Source organism: Brucella oryzae (assembly GCF_041929965.1).
GTDB lineage: Bacteria > Pseudomonadota > Alphaproteobacteria > Rhizobiales > Rhizobiaceae > Brucella > Brucella oryzae.
The window spans coordinates 42,281-56,341 of record NZ_JBHEEO010000019.1; the positions used below are offsets into that span (position 1 = coordinate 42,281).

Sequence of the window (14,061 nt, forward strand, 5' to 3'; positions counted from 1 at the left end):
GATGACAGATGAAACCGTTACCGTATCCGTAGACGCGGATACGAGCGCCTTCGACCGCGCTTTGACCGATCTCGAAAAGCGCTCGTCGAGCTTTGGCAACAGCCTGAGCTCGGCTTTGAAGGGCGCGATCACATCCGGCAAGGGGCTGGAGGACGTGCTGCGCGGCCTTGCAGGCAGCCTAGCCGGGACCGCGCTTTCAGCGGGCATGCAGCCCCTGCAAAGCCTCACTTCGTCAATGATGGGTGGGCTTTTCAGCGGCATTCGCGGCATCATGCCCTTTGCCAAGGGCGGGGTGGTGTCAAGCCCGACCTATTTCGGCATGGGCAACGGCTCGCTTGGCCTGACGGGCGAGGCGGGTGCCGAAGCCATCCTGCCGCTGGCGCGTGGCGCGGATGGTCGCTTAGGTGTTGCGACGGGCGGCGGCGGCAAGCCGGTGCAGGTCGTATTCAACATGACGTCGCCGGATGCCTCGTCCTTCCGCAAGTCGGAAGCGCAGCTTTCCACGATGCTGGCAGGCGCGGTGCGGCGCGGCGCACGGAGGCTTTGAACATGATCCCGAAAAGTGGGAACCGGTTTTCAGGATCGTGCGTGAGGAAACGAGACCATGATTGAAGCCTTTCACGATGTGCGCTTTCCGCTCGGCGTATCCTTCGGGGCGACGGGCGGGCCGGAATGGCGCAATGAGATCGTCACGCTCACCTCCGGCATGGAAAAGCGCAATGCAAGATGGGCGCATTCGCGTCGGCATTTTGATGCCGGAACGGGTCTGCGCTCGCTGGATGATCTGAGGCAGGTGCTGGCCTTTTTTGAAGCGCGGCGCGGCTCGCTTCATGTATTCCGCTTTCGCGATCCGTTCGATTTTTCGTCTGCTGCGGGCAGCGCGCCGCCCAGGGCGACCGATCAGCGGATTGGGGTTGGCGACGGGGCGAAGGCGGGCTTTCAGCTCGTCAAACACTATGAGAGCTATGACCGCCCGATCACGCATCCCGTTGTCGGTTCCGTGCTGGTCGCGGCCAATGGCGCGGCCATGCCGGAAGGCGAAGCCTTCACGGTCGATCACACCGCTGGAACGGTGACATTTTCACCGGATTATGTGCCAGCGCCCGGTGTGAATATCACCGCCGGATTCCTGTTCGATGTGCCGGTGCGTTTTGACACGGATCGCCTGACGGCAAGCATCGCCTCGTTTCAGGCGGGCGAAATTCCGTCGATCCCGATCATAGAGGTGAAGATATGATCCCGGTTCCGCCGGAACTTGAATCACATTTGCAGGGCGAGGTGACAAGCCATTGCTTTGCCTGGCTTATCAGACGAAGCGACGGCATTGTTCTGGGCTTTACCGATCATGATCGCACATTGCAGGTCAGCGGAATTGCCTGCGAACCTCTGACTGGTCTCAACAGCAGCGAAGCCTCGACAGCGCTCGGCCTATCGGTGGCAGGCGGCGAGGTTGAGGGCGTTCTGTCATCCGCGAAGATCAGCGATATGGATATCGAGCAGGGGCGTTATGATGGCGCCTCCATCGAAGCCTATCTGGTGAATTGGTCTGCACCGGCACAGCATATGCTCTTACGTCGCTGGACGGCTGGTAAGATCAGCCGATCCGGCAGCCGGTTCGTGATGGAACTGAAAGGGGCTGCTGCCGCGTTCGACGCGGTGCGCGGACGCCGCGTGCTGCGCCATTGCGACGCAGATTTGGGCGACAGCCGTTGCCGCGTCGATGTCAACGATCCGCGTTACTTTGCGGAAAGCACGGTGCAGGCTTCGGATGGTCCAAGCCTGACTGCGACAGGTCTGGACGGCTTTGCTTCCGGCTGGTTTTCAGGCGGAATGCTCAACTGGACCGGCGGCGCGAATGCCGGTCAGATCGTGCGTGTGACGGTTCATTCCGGACAGGTTTTGCAACTTGCCGAACCGCCGGTGCTGCCTGTCGCGCAAGGCGATGCCTTTCGCATCATTGCCGGGTGCGACAAGAGCTTTGCGACCTGCAAGGCGAAGTTCGCGAACCATCTCAATTTTCGCGGTTTCCCCCATCTTCCGGGCAATGATGCGGCCTATGCCTATGTCAATGGCGGCGGTGAATATGACGGGAGCGCGCTTGTTCCATGACGATGGCTGACGAGGTTCTGTCCGAGGCGGAGCGGTGGATCGGCACACCCTATCGTCATGGCGCTTCCAGAAGGGGCGTCAGTTGCGATTGCCTCGGTCTGGTGCGGGGTGTCTGGCGCTCGCTTTACGGCTGCGAGCCGGAAGCGCCCGCCGTCTATGCGCCCGACTGGGCCGAGGTTTCGACCGGCGATCCCATGCTGGAAGCGGCATCCCGCCACATGATCCGGCGGGGTTCCGAGCCAAAGCCCGGCGACCTTGTCGTGTTTCGCTGGCGGGCAGGCGTTGCAGCCAAGCATCTGGGCATCATGGCGCATGATAACCGTTTCATCCACGCTTATCAGGGGCATAGCGTGATGGCTTCAGCGCTGGTGCCGCAATGGCGCAATCGCATTGCTGGAATTTTCATCTTTCCCGAACGGAAAATCTGAAACATGGCCACAATTGTTTTGCAGGCGGTGGGTGCTGCGGTCGGCGGCATTTTCGGGCCTGTCGGTGCCGCTATCGGCGCCGGTCTTGGCGCGATGGGCGGCTATGCCATCGACAATGCGCTCATCAATTCCACACGCCACGTCGAGGGTGCGCGCCTCAACGGCGGGCGTGTCGCCACGGCGGAGGAAGGGGCGGCGCTGCCCTTTGTCTATGGCACGGTGCGGGTTTCCGGCACACTTATCTGGGCGACCCGCTTCGAGGAGCACAAGACCACGGAACGTCAGGGCGGCAAGGGCGGGCCGAAAGTCACCAGCTACAGCTATTTCGGCAATGCCGCCTATGCCGTTGCGGAAGGCGCGATTGCCGGTATCCGCCGCATGTGGGCCGATGGGCAGGAACTTGATCTCACAGAAATTGAAATGCGTATCTATCGCGGCACGGAGACACAGGCTCCCGATCCGCTGATCGAGGCGAAACAGGGAGCGGGCAACGCGCCTGCCTATCGCGGCACGGCCTATGTGGTGTTCGAGCGCATTCCGCTCGACCGGTTCGGCAATCGTCTGCCGCAGTTCCAGTTCGAGGTGATGCGGCCTGTCGGAAAGGTAGCGCAATCCGTCCGGGCGGTGGCTCTTATTCCCGGCTCGACGGAATTCGGACTGTCGCCCGATCCGGTGAGCGATGAACCGCTTGCCGGTCAGAAGCGCTGGATCAACCGCAATATCTTGCGCGCCCGCAGCGACTGGGCGGCTTCGATGGACGAGTTGCAGGCGCTTTGTCCGAGCTTGCGCCATGTCGCGATTGTGCTGCCATGGTTCGGCGATGATCTGCGCGCCGGTTCCTGCCGGATCAGGCCCGGCGTCACCGCGCTTTCAGCGCGCAAGCCGAGCCATATCTGGAAAGTAGAAAATGTGACGCGGGCGACAGCCCATCTCATTTCCACAAGCGGCGAGGGCGCTGCCTATGGTGGAACGCCATCCGATCAGACGGTGATTGCCGCCATTCGCGATGCGAAGGCGCGTGGGCTGAAGGTAACTTTATACCCTTTCATCATGATGGATGTGCCGGAAGGCAATCAACTGCCGTCGCCCTATGGCGGCATTGGCCAACCTGCTTATCCATGGCGCGGGCGCATCACCTGTCACCCTGCGGTCGGCGTCGACGGATCGCCTGACAGGACGCCTGCCGCGGGCGAAGAGGTGCGGGCCTTTGTCGATGGGCAATGGGGCTATCGCCGCTTCCTCAACCATTGCGCCGATCTGGCCCGGCAGGCCGGTGGCGTGGACGCTTTCCTGCTCGGATCGGAACTGCGTGGCTTGACCGCCATCCGCGATGGACAGGAGAGTTTTCCCTTCGTCACCCATCTTTGCACGCTTGCCGCCGACATGCGGGCAAAGCTCGGCACGGCTTGCAGGATCACCTATGGCGCGGACTGGTCGGAATATTTCGGCTATCAGGCGCAGGATGGCAGCGGCGACCTCTTCTTCAATCTCGACCCGCTCTGGGCGCACCCGGCCATCGATGCCATCGGGATCGACAATTATATGCCGCTTGCCGACTGGCGTGACAGCGATCTCGACAATGGCAACCCGGACGGGTTCGCGACGGCCTATGATCCGGGTGGCCTTGCAGGTCAGGTGGCATCCGGCGAGGGCCATGACTGGTATTATGCAAATGCCGATGACCGAGAGGCCCGCAGGCGTTCGCCCATTACGGACGGTTTGGCGGGCAAGCCATGGGTCTATCGCTACAAGGATTTGCATGGCTGGTGGAGCAACCGGCATTATAACCGCGTCGCGGGGGCCGAAGCCGCGCAGCCGACGGCGTGGATACCGCATTCCAAGCCGTTCTGGTTTACCGAGCTTGGCTGTCCCGCCGTCGACAAGGGGCCGAACCAGCCGAATGTTTTCCCCGATCCGAAATCATCGGAAAACGCGACGCCGTATTTTTCAAACGGATCACGCGCGGATATCGGCATGGACCGATTTTTGCGCGCGCATTACCGCCACTGGCAGGACAACAATCCCGTTTCCCCGCTCTATGGCGGGCCGATGCTGGATATGGACCGCATCTATCTGTGGTCGTGGGATACGAGGCCGTTTCCGGAATTTCCGCTCGCTGCTGATACCTGGGGCGATACGGAAAACTGGCGTCTTGGCCATTGGCTGAACGGGCGCATCAGCGGCGTGTCGCTGGATGAGCTGATCGCTGGCATCCTCAAGGATTTCGGCCTGCCGGAAGCCGATTGCTCCGGTGCCGATGGCTATCTTTCCGGCTTTGTCATCAGTGAGCCATCGAGCGCGCGGGGCGTGCTGGAGCCGCTCTTGAATGTCTTTGGCGTTCATGGGTTTGAACAGGCCGGGCGTTTCATCTTCAAAAGCATCACGCGTGCGGGATCGGTGCTCGAATTGCCGGATTTTGTTCAGCCGGAGGACCGGGAAGCGCTCACCGTCATGATCGAGGATCGCGGCGATCTGCCGTCCGTGGCCGAGCTTTATTGCAACGATCCCCTGCGGGATTTCCAGATTGCCGGGGCTTCGGTTCGCCGTGCGGAGGGGCAGGGCACGGAAACGCTGAGCCTTTCCGGCGTCATGGAACAGGGGCAGGCAACGGCACTCGCCGAAGCCTGGATGGCGCGACGTCATGCGGAACGGCGCTCGGTGGATTTCGCGCTGCCATGGTCGATGGCGGCCCTTCACGTCGGCGACCGTGTGCGGCTTGGCATACTAAGCGGCGAGCGCAATTATGTCGTGACGGGTCTGGACGATGGGGAAATCCGCACTGTCCGCGCCGTGGCGCTGGCGCCGAACATCGTCTTTGCAGATCACGGCAAAACGCCGACCAGTCCCGGCGGCGGTCCGGCTCTCGATATGAAGCCGATCTTTCACATGATCGATCTGCCGCTCTGGCCGGGCGCGGAGGAACCCGCCGGGCAATTCCGCATCGCCTGTCACGCAAAGCCATGGCGCGGCGCGGCAGTGTTTGCATCGCCTTCGGAAGACGGCTTTGCTGAACGCACCGTCGTGCAGGACCGCGCAATCATGGGGGAACTGACCGCGCCGCTGGAAGGCGCTCCCAGCGGACGCCTGATTGAAGGGCAGTCGGTTGAGGTTGCGCTTTATGCAGGTGAGCTGCAATCGCGGCCAATGGCGCAGATATTGAACGGAGCCAACACGGCCCTGCTGCGCGCACCTGGCGGCGATTGGGAGGTGTTTCAGTTTCTGGAGGCTGAGGAAATCGGTCAGAGCCGCTGGAAGCTGACGCGCCTTTTGCGCGGACAGCTCGGAACCGAGCAGGCGGCATCCGCCTTGAAGGACGCCGAGACGCCCTTCATATTGCTGGACGGCGCGGTTGTGTCAGCCGGTTTGCAGGTCCCGGAAATCGGGCTTGAACTGAACTGGCGTGTCGGAACGGCGGGCAAGGCCTTTTCGGATGACTATTTCGATACGGTCCGGACAAGCGGCGGTATGCGGGGCTTACGTCCGCTCAGCCCGGTGCATCCGAAGATGGTGCGGCTCGCGAATGGCGATCTTTCCTTCAACTGGATCCGGCGCGGGCGGATCGATGCGGATGACTGGCTGCAAGAGGACATTCCGCTTGGCGAGGAGCGCGAGGCCTATCGCATCGAAATCTGGTGGAACGACACGCTGGTACGAAGCAGCCAGACATCGGCGCCGTCATGGATTTATGGCGCGGCGGAACGACAGGCCGATATCGGCAATGCTGAATTCCGGTTTCGCGTTGCAATGATCGGCGCAAAAAGCGGGCCGGGCGATTTTGCGTATCTCGATATCCCGGCAATCGACAACTGACAGGAAAAAATATGAACGCAGATAAATCATGGTATCTTTCGCGGACGGTTTGGGCTGGTTTCGTGGCGCTTTTTCTTTCGCTTGCAGGCGTTTTCGGTGTGGCTACCGATGTGATCGATCAGGGTGCACTGACGGATGTTTTGCTGCAACTGGCGACTGCAATTGCCGGAATTGTTACGATAATCGGGCGTATCGGGGCAACTTCACGCATTTCATAATTTCACAAAGCGTGATAGTCAGGGGCTGAATTTTCCTTTGGGCCTGGAGGAGGAATGGTTGTTCATGCATCGTTCAGCTGTCGGGCGCTATATAAGGCGGCATGATGAAACAAAATTCTGCACTCAAAGTTTTCGCGCTTCTCGCGGTTAGTATTGGCTTGCTGCCGGTCGATGCCGGTGCCCTGCCGATAACTGCGCCGCAGAAGTCCAATCTCATCGTCGCTGCCGCCGGAGATTGTGCGGCAGTCGGCGAACAGGTGGCTGCCCAGCAGGGCGGCCAGCTTGCCAAGGCAACCGCCGCGACTCAGAACGGTCGCCCCGTGTGTGTGATCGTGGTGCTTGTGCCGGGGCGCGACGGCGAGCGCCCGCGCCGCGTCGAAGTGGCTGTTCCCGCTCAATAGCAACGGTTTTGCCGCTGTTTTTCATGAATTGAGGGAGAATGTCCGCTTGCGTATCCTGATCGTTGAAGACGACAAGGACCTGAACCGGCAGCTTTCCGATGCGATGGCTGCTGCCGGTTATGTGGTCGACCGCGCCTATGACGGCGAAGAAGGGCATTATCTCGGCGACACCGAGCCTTACGATGCCGTGGTGCTCGACATCGGCTTGCCGCGCATGGACGGCATCAGCGTCGTGGAGCGCTGGCGGCGCAGCGGGCGTACCATGCCCGTTCTCATGCTCACTGCCCGCGACCGCTGGAGCGATAAGGTCGCCGGCATCGATGCCGGCGCCGACGACTATGTGGCGAAGCCCTTCCATATCGAGGAAGTGCTGGCGCGGCTGCGCGCATTGATCCGCCGTGCGGCTGGTCATGCTTCGTCGGAACTCGTCTGCGGGCCGCTCTATCTTGACACGAAAACATCGAAGGCAAGCGTCAACGGCGTCGCGCTCAAGCTTACCTCGCACGAATACCGGCTTTTGTCCTATCTGATGCACCATATGGATGAGGTGGTCTCGCGTACCGAACTGGTCGAGCATCTTTATGATCAGGATTTCGACCGCGATTCCAATACGATTGAAGTCTTCGTTGGTCGCCTGCGCAAGAAGATGGGTGTGGACCTGATCGAGACCGTGCGCGGCATGGGCTATCGCATCCGCTCCGAAGGGGAGGTCGAAGGCGAAACGAAAGGCAACGACAGCTGAAGCTTCTCCGGGTCTTTCCTCCGCTGCGTTCACTCGCGGTCCGCGTCGTCACCCTTTCCACGATCTGGGTCATCGTCGCACTTGTAGTGGTGGCGACCTTCATCGGGTCACTTTATGGCGATGCCGCACGCAGCAATTTTGAACGCCTGCTGACCGCCCATCTGTTCAGTCTTGTCGGTGCTGTCAGCACGTCGGGAGAGGGTGCGTTGCAGGGACGCCCGGAGCTGGGCGAGTTGCGCTATTCCAGCCCGCTTTCCGGCTGGTACTGGTCCGTCGATCCCGTCACGCCAAATCTCACCGGAAGGCTGCAGTCGCCTTCGATGCTCGGGCGCATCGTGCCGGAAATGCCGGTGACGCAGGTTCCCTTCGACAGTTCCTTCATGCGCAGCTACACCTTGCCCGGTCTCAACGGCGAAGAACTTTTCATTGTTGAAACGGAAGTGGTGCTGGACAATGCCAACCGAGTCGCGCGCTTTCGCGTCATGGGCAATCTCAGCGAGGTTTTGAAGGAGATATCCGATTTCAGAACCCGCCTCGCGATCTATCTGGCGATCTTCGGCATCGGCAGTATCCTCATCAATGCCGCCGTGATCCTGTTCGGTCTGCGTCCGCTCGACAAGGTACGTCAGGCATTGGCTGATATTCGCGAGGGGCGCTCGTCAAAGCTCGATGCGTCGTTGCCTGTCGAAATTGCGCCGCTCGCCACCGAAATGAACGCGCTCATCGAAAACAATCGCCGCATTGTCGAGCGGTCGCGAACACAGGTCGGCAATCTCGCGCATTCTCTCAAGACCCCGCTTTCCGTGCTGGTCAACGAGGCGCGAAGCATGGGCGGCGAACATGGGCGCATTGTGCAGGAACAAAGCGAGGCGATGCAGGTGCAGATCCAGCATTATCTGCAGCGTGCGCGCATCGCCGCGCAGCGTGACAGTGTCGTGTTCCGTACGCCCGTGACCCCGGTTCTTGAACGCATGCGGCGCGTGACGGCGAAACTCAATCCGGTTTTCAGCGTTACCTTCAGAAATGACTTGCCCAACGCGGTTTTTGCCGGGGAGCGCGAAGATTTGGAAGAGATCGTCGGTAACCTGCTGGAGAATGCGGGCAAATGGGGCCGCAAACGTATCAATATCGGGCTTGCCCCCATTTATGGGGAGCAACGACAGTTTGAAGTCCTGATAGAAGATGACGGGCCGGGCCTGGCGACGGACAAGATCGAGGCGGCACTGAAACGCGGCAGCCGCGTCGATGAAACGAAACCTGGAACCGGCCTTGGGCTGGCGATTGTGCAGGACACCGTTCGTGAATATGGCGGGAGCTTGCATCTGGGCAAGAGCTCGTGGGGCGGATTGGGTGTCCGGGTCGTGTTGCCGCTGACGGAAGATTGACGGTTGTTTTGGGCCGAAAGCGAACTAGAGCATTTCCAGCAAAAGTGCGAAGCGGTTTTGCGTAGGATAATGTGTAAAAACCGAGAGATAGAGCGGATCCATGATTTTATGTTAACAGGATCCGCACTAGAAGATTAAATTGAAAAAGCCATGCGCTGATATAGTGTGCGTGCTAATTATATATGAAGGCCGGTTGTTATGATGATGGTATCCAGGTTTTCTCACCCAGTTTCAGTTGCTTCGATGATGCTTGCTGTGGCGCTTGCACTGTCGGCCTGCGGCACGACCGGCAAGGGTACCGGTCTTGGCTCGCTGGGTGGTGGTTCCACGGCACAGAAGCCCGAAACCAGCCTGTTGACGTCTCTTGGCAATGGTCTTCTCGGCAGCTCTGCAAATCAGCTGAACGCAGCCGATCGCAAGAAAGCACTTGAGGCTGAATATCGCGCGCTCGAATATTCTCCGGCCGGCAAGGCCGTATCGTGGAGCGGCAGCGGATCGAATTCCGGTGATGTGACGGCAGCGCAGCCCTATCAGGTCGGCTCTCAGAACTGCCGCCAGTATTCGCACAGCTTCACCATTGGCGGATCGCAACAGACTATCCGCGGAACAGCATGTCGCAATCCGGACGGCAGCTGGACACCGCTGACCTGATATCCCGCCTTTGCGGCGAATTGCCCTAGTCGGCAACTTACTGCAAGTAGTAGTTGGTTTTTCCCTTGGCTGCGCTTAAGTCGTGGCCATGGGATTCTGGCTTATTGCAGCATTACTGACATTGGCAGCCACTCTGGCTGTTTTGTTGCCTCTCACGCGGCGCAAGCAGGCATTCTTGTCCGCTGAAAAGAATGATCTTGAAGTCTATCGGGATCAGTTGCGCGAGGTCGAGGCCGATGCAGCCCGGGGCATGATCGACCCGCAGAGCGCCGAACAGGCGCGCATTGAAATATCGCGTCGCATTTTGAATGCTGAAAAGACCGGCAAGGAAGCTGCGGAGGCTGCAGGCAAGGCCGCACCGGGCCGGTTGTTGGCTTTTCTGGCCGTGCTCGCAGTGCCGCTGATCGCCTGGGGCGTCTACCCGCTTTTCGGTAAGCCGGACATGCCGTCCATGCCACTCGCCGAACGGCTTTCGGCAAGTGCGGATCGCGGCTCTGTGGATGAGCTTGTGGCGCGTGCCGAAGCACATCTGGCACAAAATCCGGGCGATGTGCGCGGATGGGATGTGCTGGCGCCGATCTATTTGCGGCTTGGTCGCGCTGCCGATGCCGTCAATGCATATCGCAGTTCCATTCGTATCGCCGGAGAGAATTTCCCGCGCGTTCTGGGATTGGGTGAAGCGCTGGCCACCGCTTCGGGCGGCACCGTGACTGCCGAGGCTGAAGGCTTCTTCAAAAAAGCTGCCGATCTCGAGCCGAATGACGTTCGCCCGCAATTCTACCTTGCGCAAGGCGAGATGCAGGACGGTCGCATGGATATGGCCGCCAATCGTCTGCAGGCGTTCCTTGACAAGGCGCCCGCCGATGCGCCGTGGCGCGGCCAGATTGAGCAGGCTATCGCCCGGCTTCGTGATCCCGCTTCCAGCGGCGAACCGCAGCCGAAAGGGCCAACAACGGACGACGTCGATGCCGCTTCGTCGCTCAGCCCGGAAGACCGGCAGGCGATGATCGAAGGCATGGTTCAACGTCTGGATGAAAGTCTTCGCCAGAATAGTGGGGATGTCGAAGGCTGGAAGCGTCTCGTGCGCTCCTATATGATCCTCAACCGCCGCGATGCAGCGCTGGACGCCCTTAATCGCGGTATGACAGCCCTTCAGGGCGAAAGCCGGTCGAACCTTCAAAGTTTCGCAGCCGGTCTTGGACTAGAGACAGGGAACGCACAAAAATGAGCGCGACCACAGATGACAATGCACGGAGTACCAAACTGGTAGGCAATTTCGCCCGTACCGTCAGTCAGAGAAAGCGCAAGCGCCTGTTCCTGATCGGCGGTGCACTGGCGGTTCTGGCCGTAGCGGTCGGACTGATGCTGATGGCTTTCAGTCAGGATATTCGTTTCTTCCGCACACCGGCCGATCTGACGGAACAGGATATGGCCTCCAGCTCGCGGTTCCGTCTTGGTGGTCTCGTCGAGGAAGGTTCCGTCAGCCGGGAAGGCAGCGAACTGCGTTTCACGGTGACTGATACGATCAAGACCGTGAAGGTCGTGTTCGAGGGGATTCCGCCTGATCTCTTCCGCGAGGGGCAGGGCGTCGTCGCCGAGGGGCGCTTCGGAGACGACGGCGTGTTTCGCGCCGACAATGTACTGGCGAAGCACGACGAAAATTACGTTCCCAAGGATCTTGCCGACAGCCTGAAGGAAAAAGGTGTCTGGGAAGGCAAGTAAAGGTTAGGGCATTCCATATCGGACCAGTGGTCCGGCAGGCTGCTTGATGGAGATTGCAGATGAGTGTCGAAATCGGCCATTTTGCTCTGGTTCTGGCGCTGGCACTGTCGATTGTCCAATCGATCGTGCCAGTGATCGGCGCACACCGTAGGGACATGCAGCTCATGTCAGTCGCGGCGCCGACGGCAATTGCTGTCTTCGCGCTGATCTGCCTTGCATCGGCCGTGCTTGTCCATGCCTATGTCGTGTCGGATTTCTCGGTCCTGAATGTGGTCGAAAACTCGCACTCACAAAAGCCGCTCCTCTACAAGATCACCGGCGTCTGGGGTAATCACGAAGGCTCCATGCTGCTGTGGGTGTTCATTCTGACCTTCTTCAGCGCGCTGGTCGCTGCCTTTTCCGGTAATCTGCCTGAAACACTGCGCGCCAATGTCCTTGCCGTGCAGGGCTGGATCGGTGTCGCCTTTCTGGCATTCATCATCTTTACCTCGAATCCGTTTACACGCATTTTCCCGGCTCCGATGGAGGGAGGGGACCTCAACCCGATCCTTCAGGATATCGGCCTCGCGATCCATCCGCCGCTGCTCTATCTCGGCTATGTCGGCTTTTCGGTGTGCTTCTCCTTTGCCGTGGCGGCACTGATCGAAGGGCGCCTCGATGCGGCGTGGGCGCGCTGGGTGCGTCCGTGGGCGCTGGTTGCCTGGATGTTCCTGACCGGCGGCATCGCCATGGGTTCCTACTGGGCCTATTATGAGTTGGGCTGGGGCGGCTGGTGGTTCTGGGACCCGGTCGAGAACGCATCGTTCATGCCGTGGCTGGTCGGCACCGCACTGCTCCATTCCGCTCTCGTGATGGAAAAGCGCTCGGCGCTGAAAATCTGGACCGTGCTGCTTGCGATCCTCACCTTTTCGCTGTCGTTGCTCGGCACTTTCCTTGTCCGCTCCGGCGTTCTGACCTCGGTTCACAGCTTCGCCACCGATCCGGGACGCGGTCTTTTCATTCTGGCGATCCTTGCAATCTTCATTGGCGGGTCTCTCTCGCTTTTCGCGCTTCGCGTTCAGAGCCTGACGGCAGGCGGTATATTCCACCCGATTTCCCGCGAAGGCGCGCTCGTCTTCAACAATCTGTTTCTGACGACTGCCGCGGCGACCGTGCTGATCGGCACGCTTTATCCGCTGCTGCTTGAAGTGATGACGGGCAACAAGATTTCGGTCGGCGCTCCGTTCTTCAATATGACGTTCGGCCCGCTGATGATCCCGCTTCTGTTTGCGGTTCCTTTCGGTCCGCTGCTCGCCTGGAAACGCGGAGATCTTTACGGTGTGTCACAGCGGCTGATGACGGCTTTCGCGCTTTCGCTTCTTGCTGCGGCAATAGTCTTGTGGAGCACGTCGGCAAAATCGGTTCTGGCCGCCTGTGGAATAGGGCTTGCCGCATGGCTGATTTTCGGCAGCCTGACCGATCTTGTTCTCAAGGCCGGTATCGGCAAAGTTTCTGCGAACAAGGCATTTGCCCGTTTCAAAGGATTGCCGCGCTCGGTTTTCGGCACGGCGCTTGCCCATATCGGGCTTGGTGTGACGCTGCTCGGCATTGTAAGCGTGACTACGTTCGGTACGGAGAATGTCCTGATCATGCGCCCCGGTGATACCGCCAAGGTGCAGGATTACACGTTGCGTTTTGAGGGCCTGCGTCCATTAACCGGCTCAAATTTTACCGAGAATCGCGGCACTTTTACATTGCTTGATTCCAGTTCGCGCAATCTCGGACAAATCGAACCGTCCAAGCGCTTCTTCCCCGCGCGCCAGATGCCGACGACTGAATCAGGCATCAAGACGCTATGGTTCAGTCAGGTCTATGTCGCGCTTGGCGACGAGCCGGGCGATGGATCGGCGGTGGTGCGCATATGGTGGAAACCGGACGTGACGCTCATCTGGTATGGCGCCCTTGTCATGATGGTGGGTGCGCTGTTTTCCCTGGCAGATCGCCGTCTGCGGGTCGGTGCGCCTTCGCGCAGTCGTAAATCCGCGTCGAAAAAAGCGGAGGCTGCGGCATGAGAAAACGGTCGGCATTCGCGGCATTTCTGCTTGGCGTTGCCCTTGCTATTCAAGGGACTGCGGCGCTCGCGGTCAATCCGGATGAGGTCTTGCCCGATCCGGCGCTTGAAAAGCGCGCCCGCACTATTTCCGGTGAACTGCGCTGCATGGTTTGCCAGAACGAATCGATCGACGATTCCAATGCCGAACTTGCCCGTGATCTTCGCATTCTTGTGCGTGACAGACTGAAGGAAGGCGATAGCGACGAACAGGTGATGGACTTCATCGTTGACCGTTATGGTGAGTTCGTTCTTTTGAAGCCGCGCCTTAATGCGCGTACCGTGCTTCTGTGGGGTTTTCCCGTCGTCGTACTTTTGATCGGTGCTGTGGCGCTGGTCCTGGCTTTTCGCGGACGCAGGCGGGCGGGCGAAGCGCCCAAGCCGCTCACGGCGAGCGAAAAGGCAGAACTCTCGCGCCTGCTGGACGGCAAATAACCGTCAACTGCTCGCGGTTGTTATTTGCAACCTTACGAAACTTTCATGTTGTGGAAACCGAGCGGTAAGGT

The 14,061-nt window shown here is 59.9% G+C and carries 14 protein-coding genes; all 14 read left to right on the plus strand.

Annotated features, from left to right (window positions below):
• The first annotated feature begins 1 nt into the window (after nucleotide 1).
• The 14 genes from JNC70_RS17430 to JNC70_RS17495 all read left to right on the plus strand — a co-directional run bounded on the left by JNC70_RS17430 (nucleotide 2) and on the right by JNC70_RS17495 (nucleotide 13,990).
• Entirely contained in the window at nucleotides 2–547 is a 546-nt protein-coding gene (locus JNC70_RS17430) for a phage tail tape measure protein (RefSeq protein ID WP_374788765.1), read from the plus strand.
• A 57-nt stretch (nucleotides 548–604) separates the two neighbouring features.
• On the plus strand, nucleotides 605–1,237 hold the full coding sequence (locus JNC70_RS17435) for a phage distal tail protein, Rcc01695 family (protein WP_374788755.1): 633 nt from the start codon (nucleotides 605–607) through the stop codon (nucleotides 1,235–1,237).
• Nucleotides 1,234–2,109, plus strand: coding sequence for a phage/gene transfer agent baseplate hub protein (locus JNC70_RS17440; RefSeq protein WP_104755448.1), 876 nt, complete (start codon nucleotides 1,234–1,236; stop codon nucleotides 2,107–2,109). Before JNC70_RS17435 ends, JNC70_RS17440 begins: the two co-directional genes overlap by 4 nt.
• A complete protein-coding gene (locus tag JNC70_RS17445) occupies nucleotides 2,106–2,537 on the plus strand; it encodes an NlpC/P60 family protein (protein ID WP_104755449.1) in 432 nt (143 codons plus the stop codon). The genes JNC70_RS17440 and JNC70_RS17445 overlap by 4 nt, the downstream gene beginning before the upstream one ends.
• Before the next feature lie 3 nt (nucleotides 2,538–2,540).
• Nucleotides 2,541–6,347: a baseplate multidomain protein megatron gene (locus tag JNC70_RS17450; protein ID WP_374788756.1), complete on the plus strand. Its 3,807-nt coding sequence runs from the start codon at nucleotides 2,541–2,543 to the stop codon at nucleotides 6,345–6,347.
• An 11-nt stretch (nucleotides 6,348–6,358) separates the two neighbouring features.
• Complete coding sequence (locus tag JNC70_RS17455) at nucleotides 6,359–6,565, plus strand: hypothetical protein (protein WP_104755451.1); 207 nt, start codon at nucleotides 6,359–6,361, stop codon at nucleotides 6,563–6,565.
• A 104-nt stretch (nucleotides 6,566–6,669) separates the two neighbouring features.
• Nucleotides 6,670–6,966: a hypothetical protein gene (locus JNC70_RS17460; RefSeq protein ID WP_104755452.1), complete on the plus strand. Its 297-nt coding sequence runs from the start codon at nucleotides 6,670–6,672 to the stop codon at nucleotides 6,964–6,966.
• Between the two features lie 46 nt (nucleotides 6,967–7,012).
• Entirely contained in the window at nucleotides 7,013–7,708 is a 696-nt protein-coding gene (locus JNC70_RS17465; RefSeq protein ID WP_104755453.1) for a response regulator transcription factor, read from the plus strand.
• Nucleotides 7,709–7,794: 86 nt separating this feature from the next.
• Nucleotides 7,795–9,093, plus strand: coding sequence for an ATP-binding protein (locus JNC70_RS17470; RefSeq protein WP_208623444.1), 1,299 nt, complete (start codon nucleotides 7,795–7,797; stop codon nucleotides 9,091–9,093).
• 198 nt (nucleotides 9,094–9,291) lie between these two features.
• The gene (locus tag JNC70_RS17475) at nucleotides 9,292–9,744 is read left to right on the plus strand and encodes an RT0821/Lpp0805 family surface protein (RefSeq protein WP_104755455.1); all 453 of its coding nucleotides are present in this window, start codon (nucleotides 9,292–9,294) and stop codon (nucleotides 9,742–9,744) included.
• 88 nt (nucleotides 9,745–9,832) lie between these two features.
• Nucleotides 9,833–10,972 carry a c-type cytochrome biogenesis protein CcmI gene (ccmI, locus tag JNC70_RS17480; RefSeq protein ID WP_104755456.1) on the plus strand — a complete coding sequence of 380 codons (1,140 nt, stop codon included), beginning with the start codon at nucleotides 9,833–9,835 and terminating at the stop codon, nucleotides 10,970–10,972.
• On the plus strand, nucleotides 10,969–11,466 hold the full coding sequence (gene ccmE, locus JNC70_RS17485; RefSeq protein WP_104755457.1) for a cytochrome c maturation protein CcmE: 498 nt from the start codon (nucleotides 10,969–10,971) through the stop codon (nucleotides 11,464–11,466). The genes ccmI and ccmE overlap by 4 nt, the downstream gene beginning before the upstream one ends.
• A 59-nt stretch (nucleotides 11,467–11,525) precedes the next feature.
• Nucleotides 11,526–13,517 (plus strand): heme lyase CcmF/NrfE family subunit, encoded by a 1,992-nt coding sequence (locus JNC70_RS17490; protein WP_104755458.1) that lies wholly within the window; start codon nucleotides 11,526–11,528, stop codon nucleotides 13,515–13,517.
• Nucleotides 13,514–13,990, plus strand: coding sequence for a cytochrome c-type biogenesis protein (locus JNC70_RS17495; protein WP_104755459.1), 477 nt, complete (start codon nucleotides 13,514–13,516; stop codon nucleotides 13,988–13,990). Before JNC70_RS17490 ends, JNC70_RS17495 begins: the two co-directional genes overlap by 4 nt.
• Nucleotides 13,991–14,061: the final 71 nt, after the last annotated feature.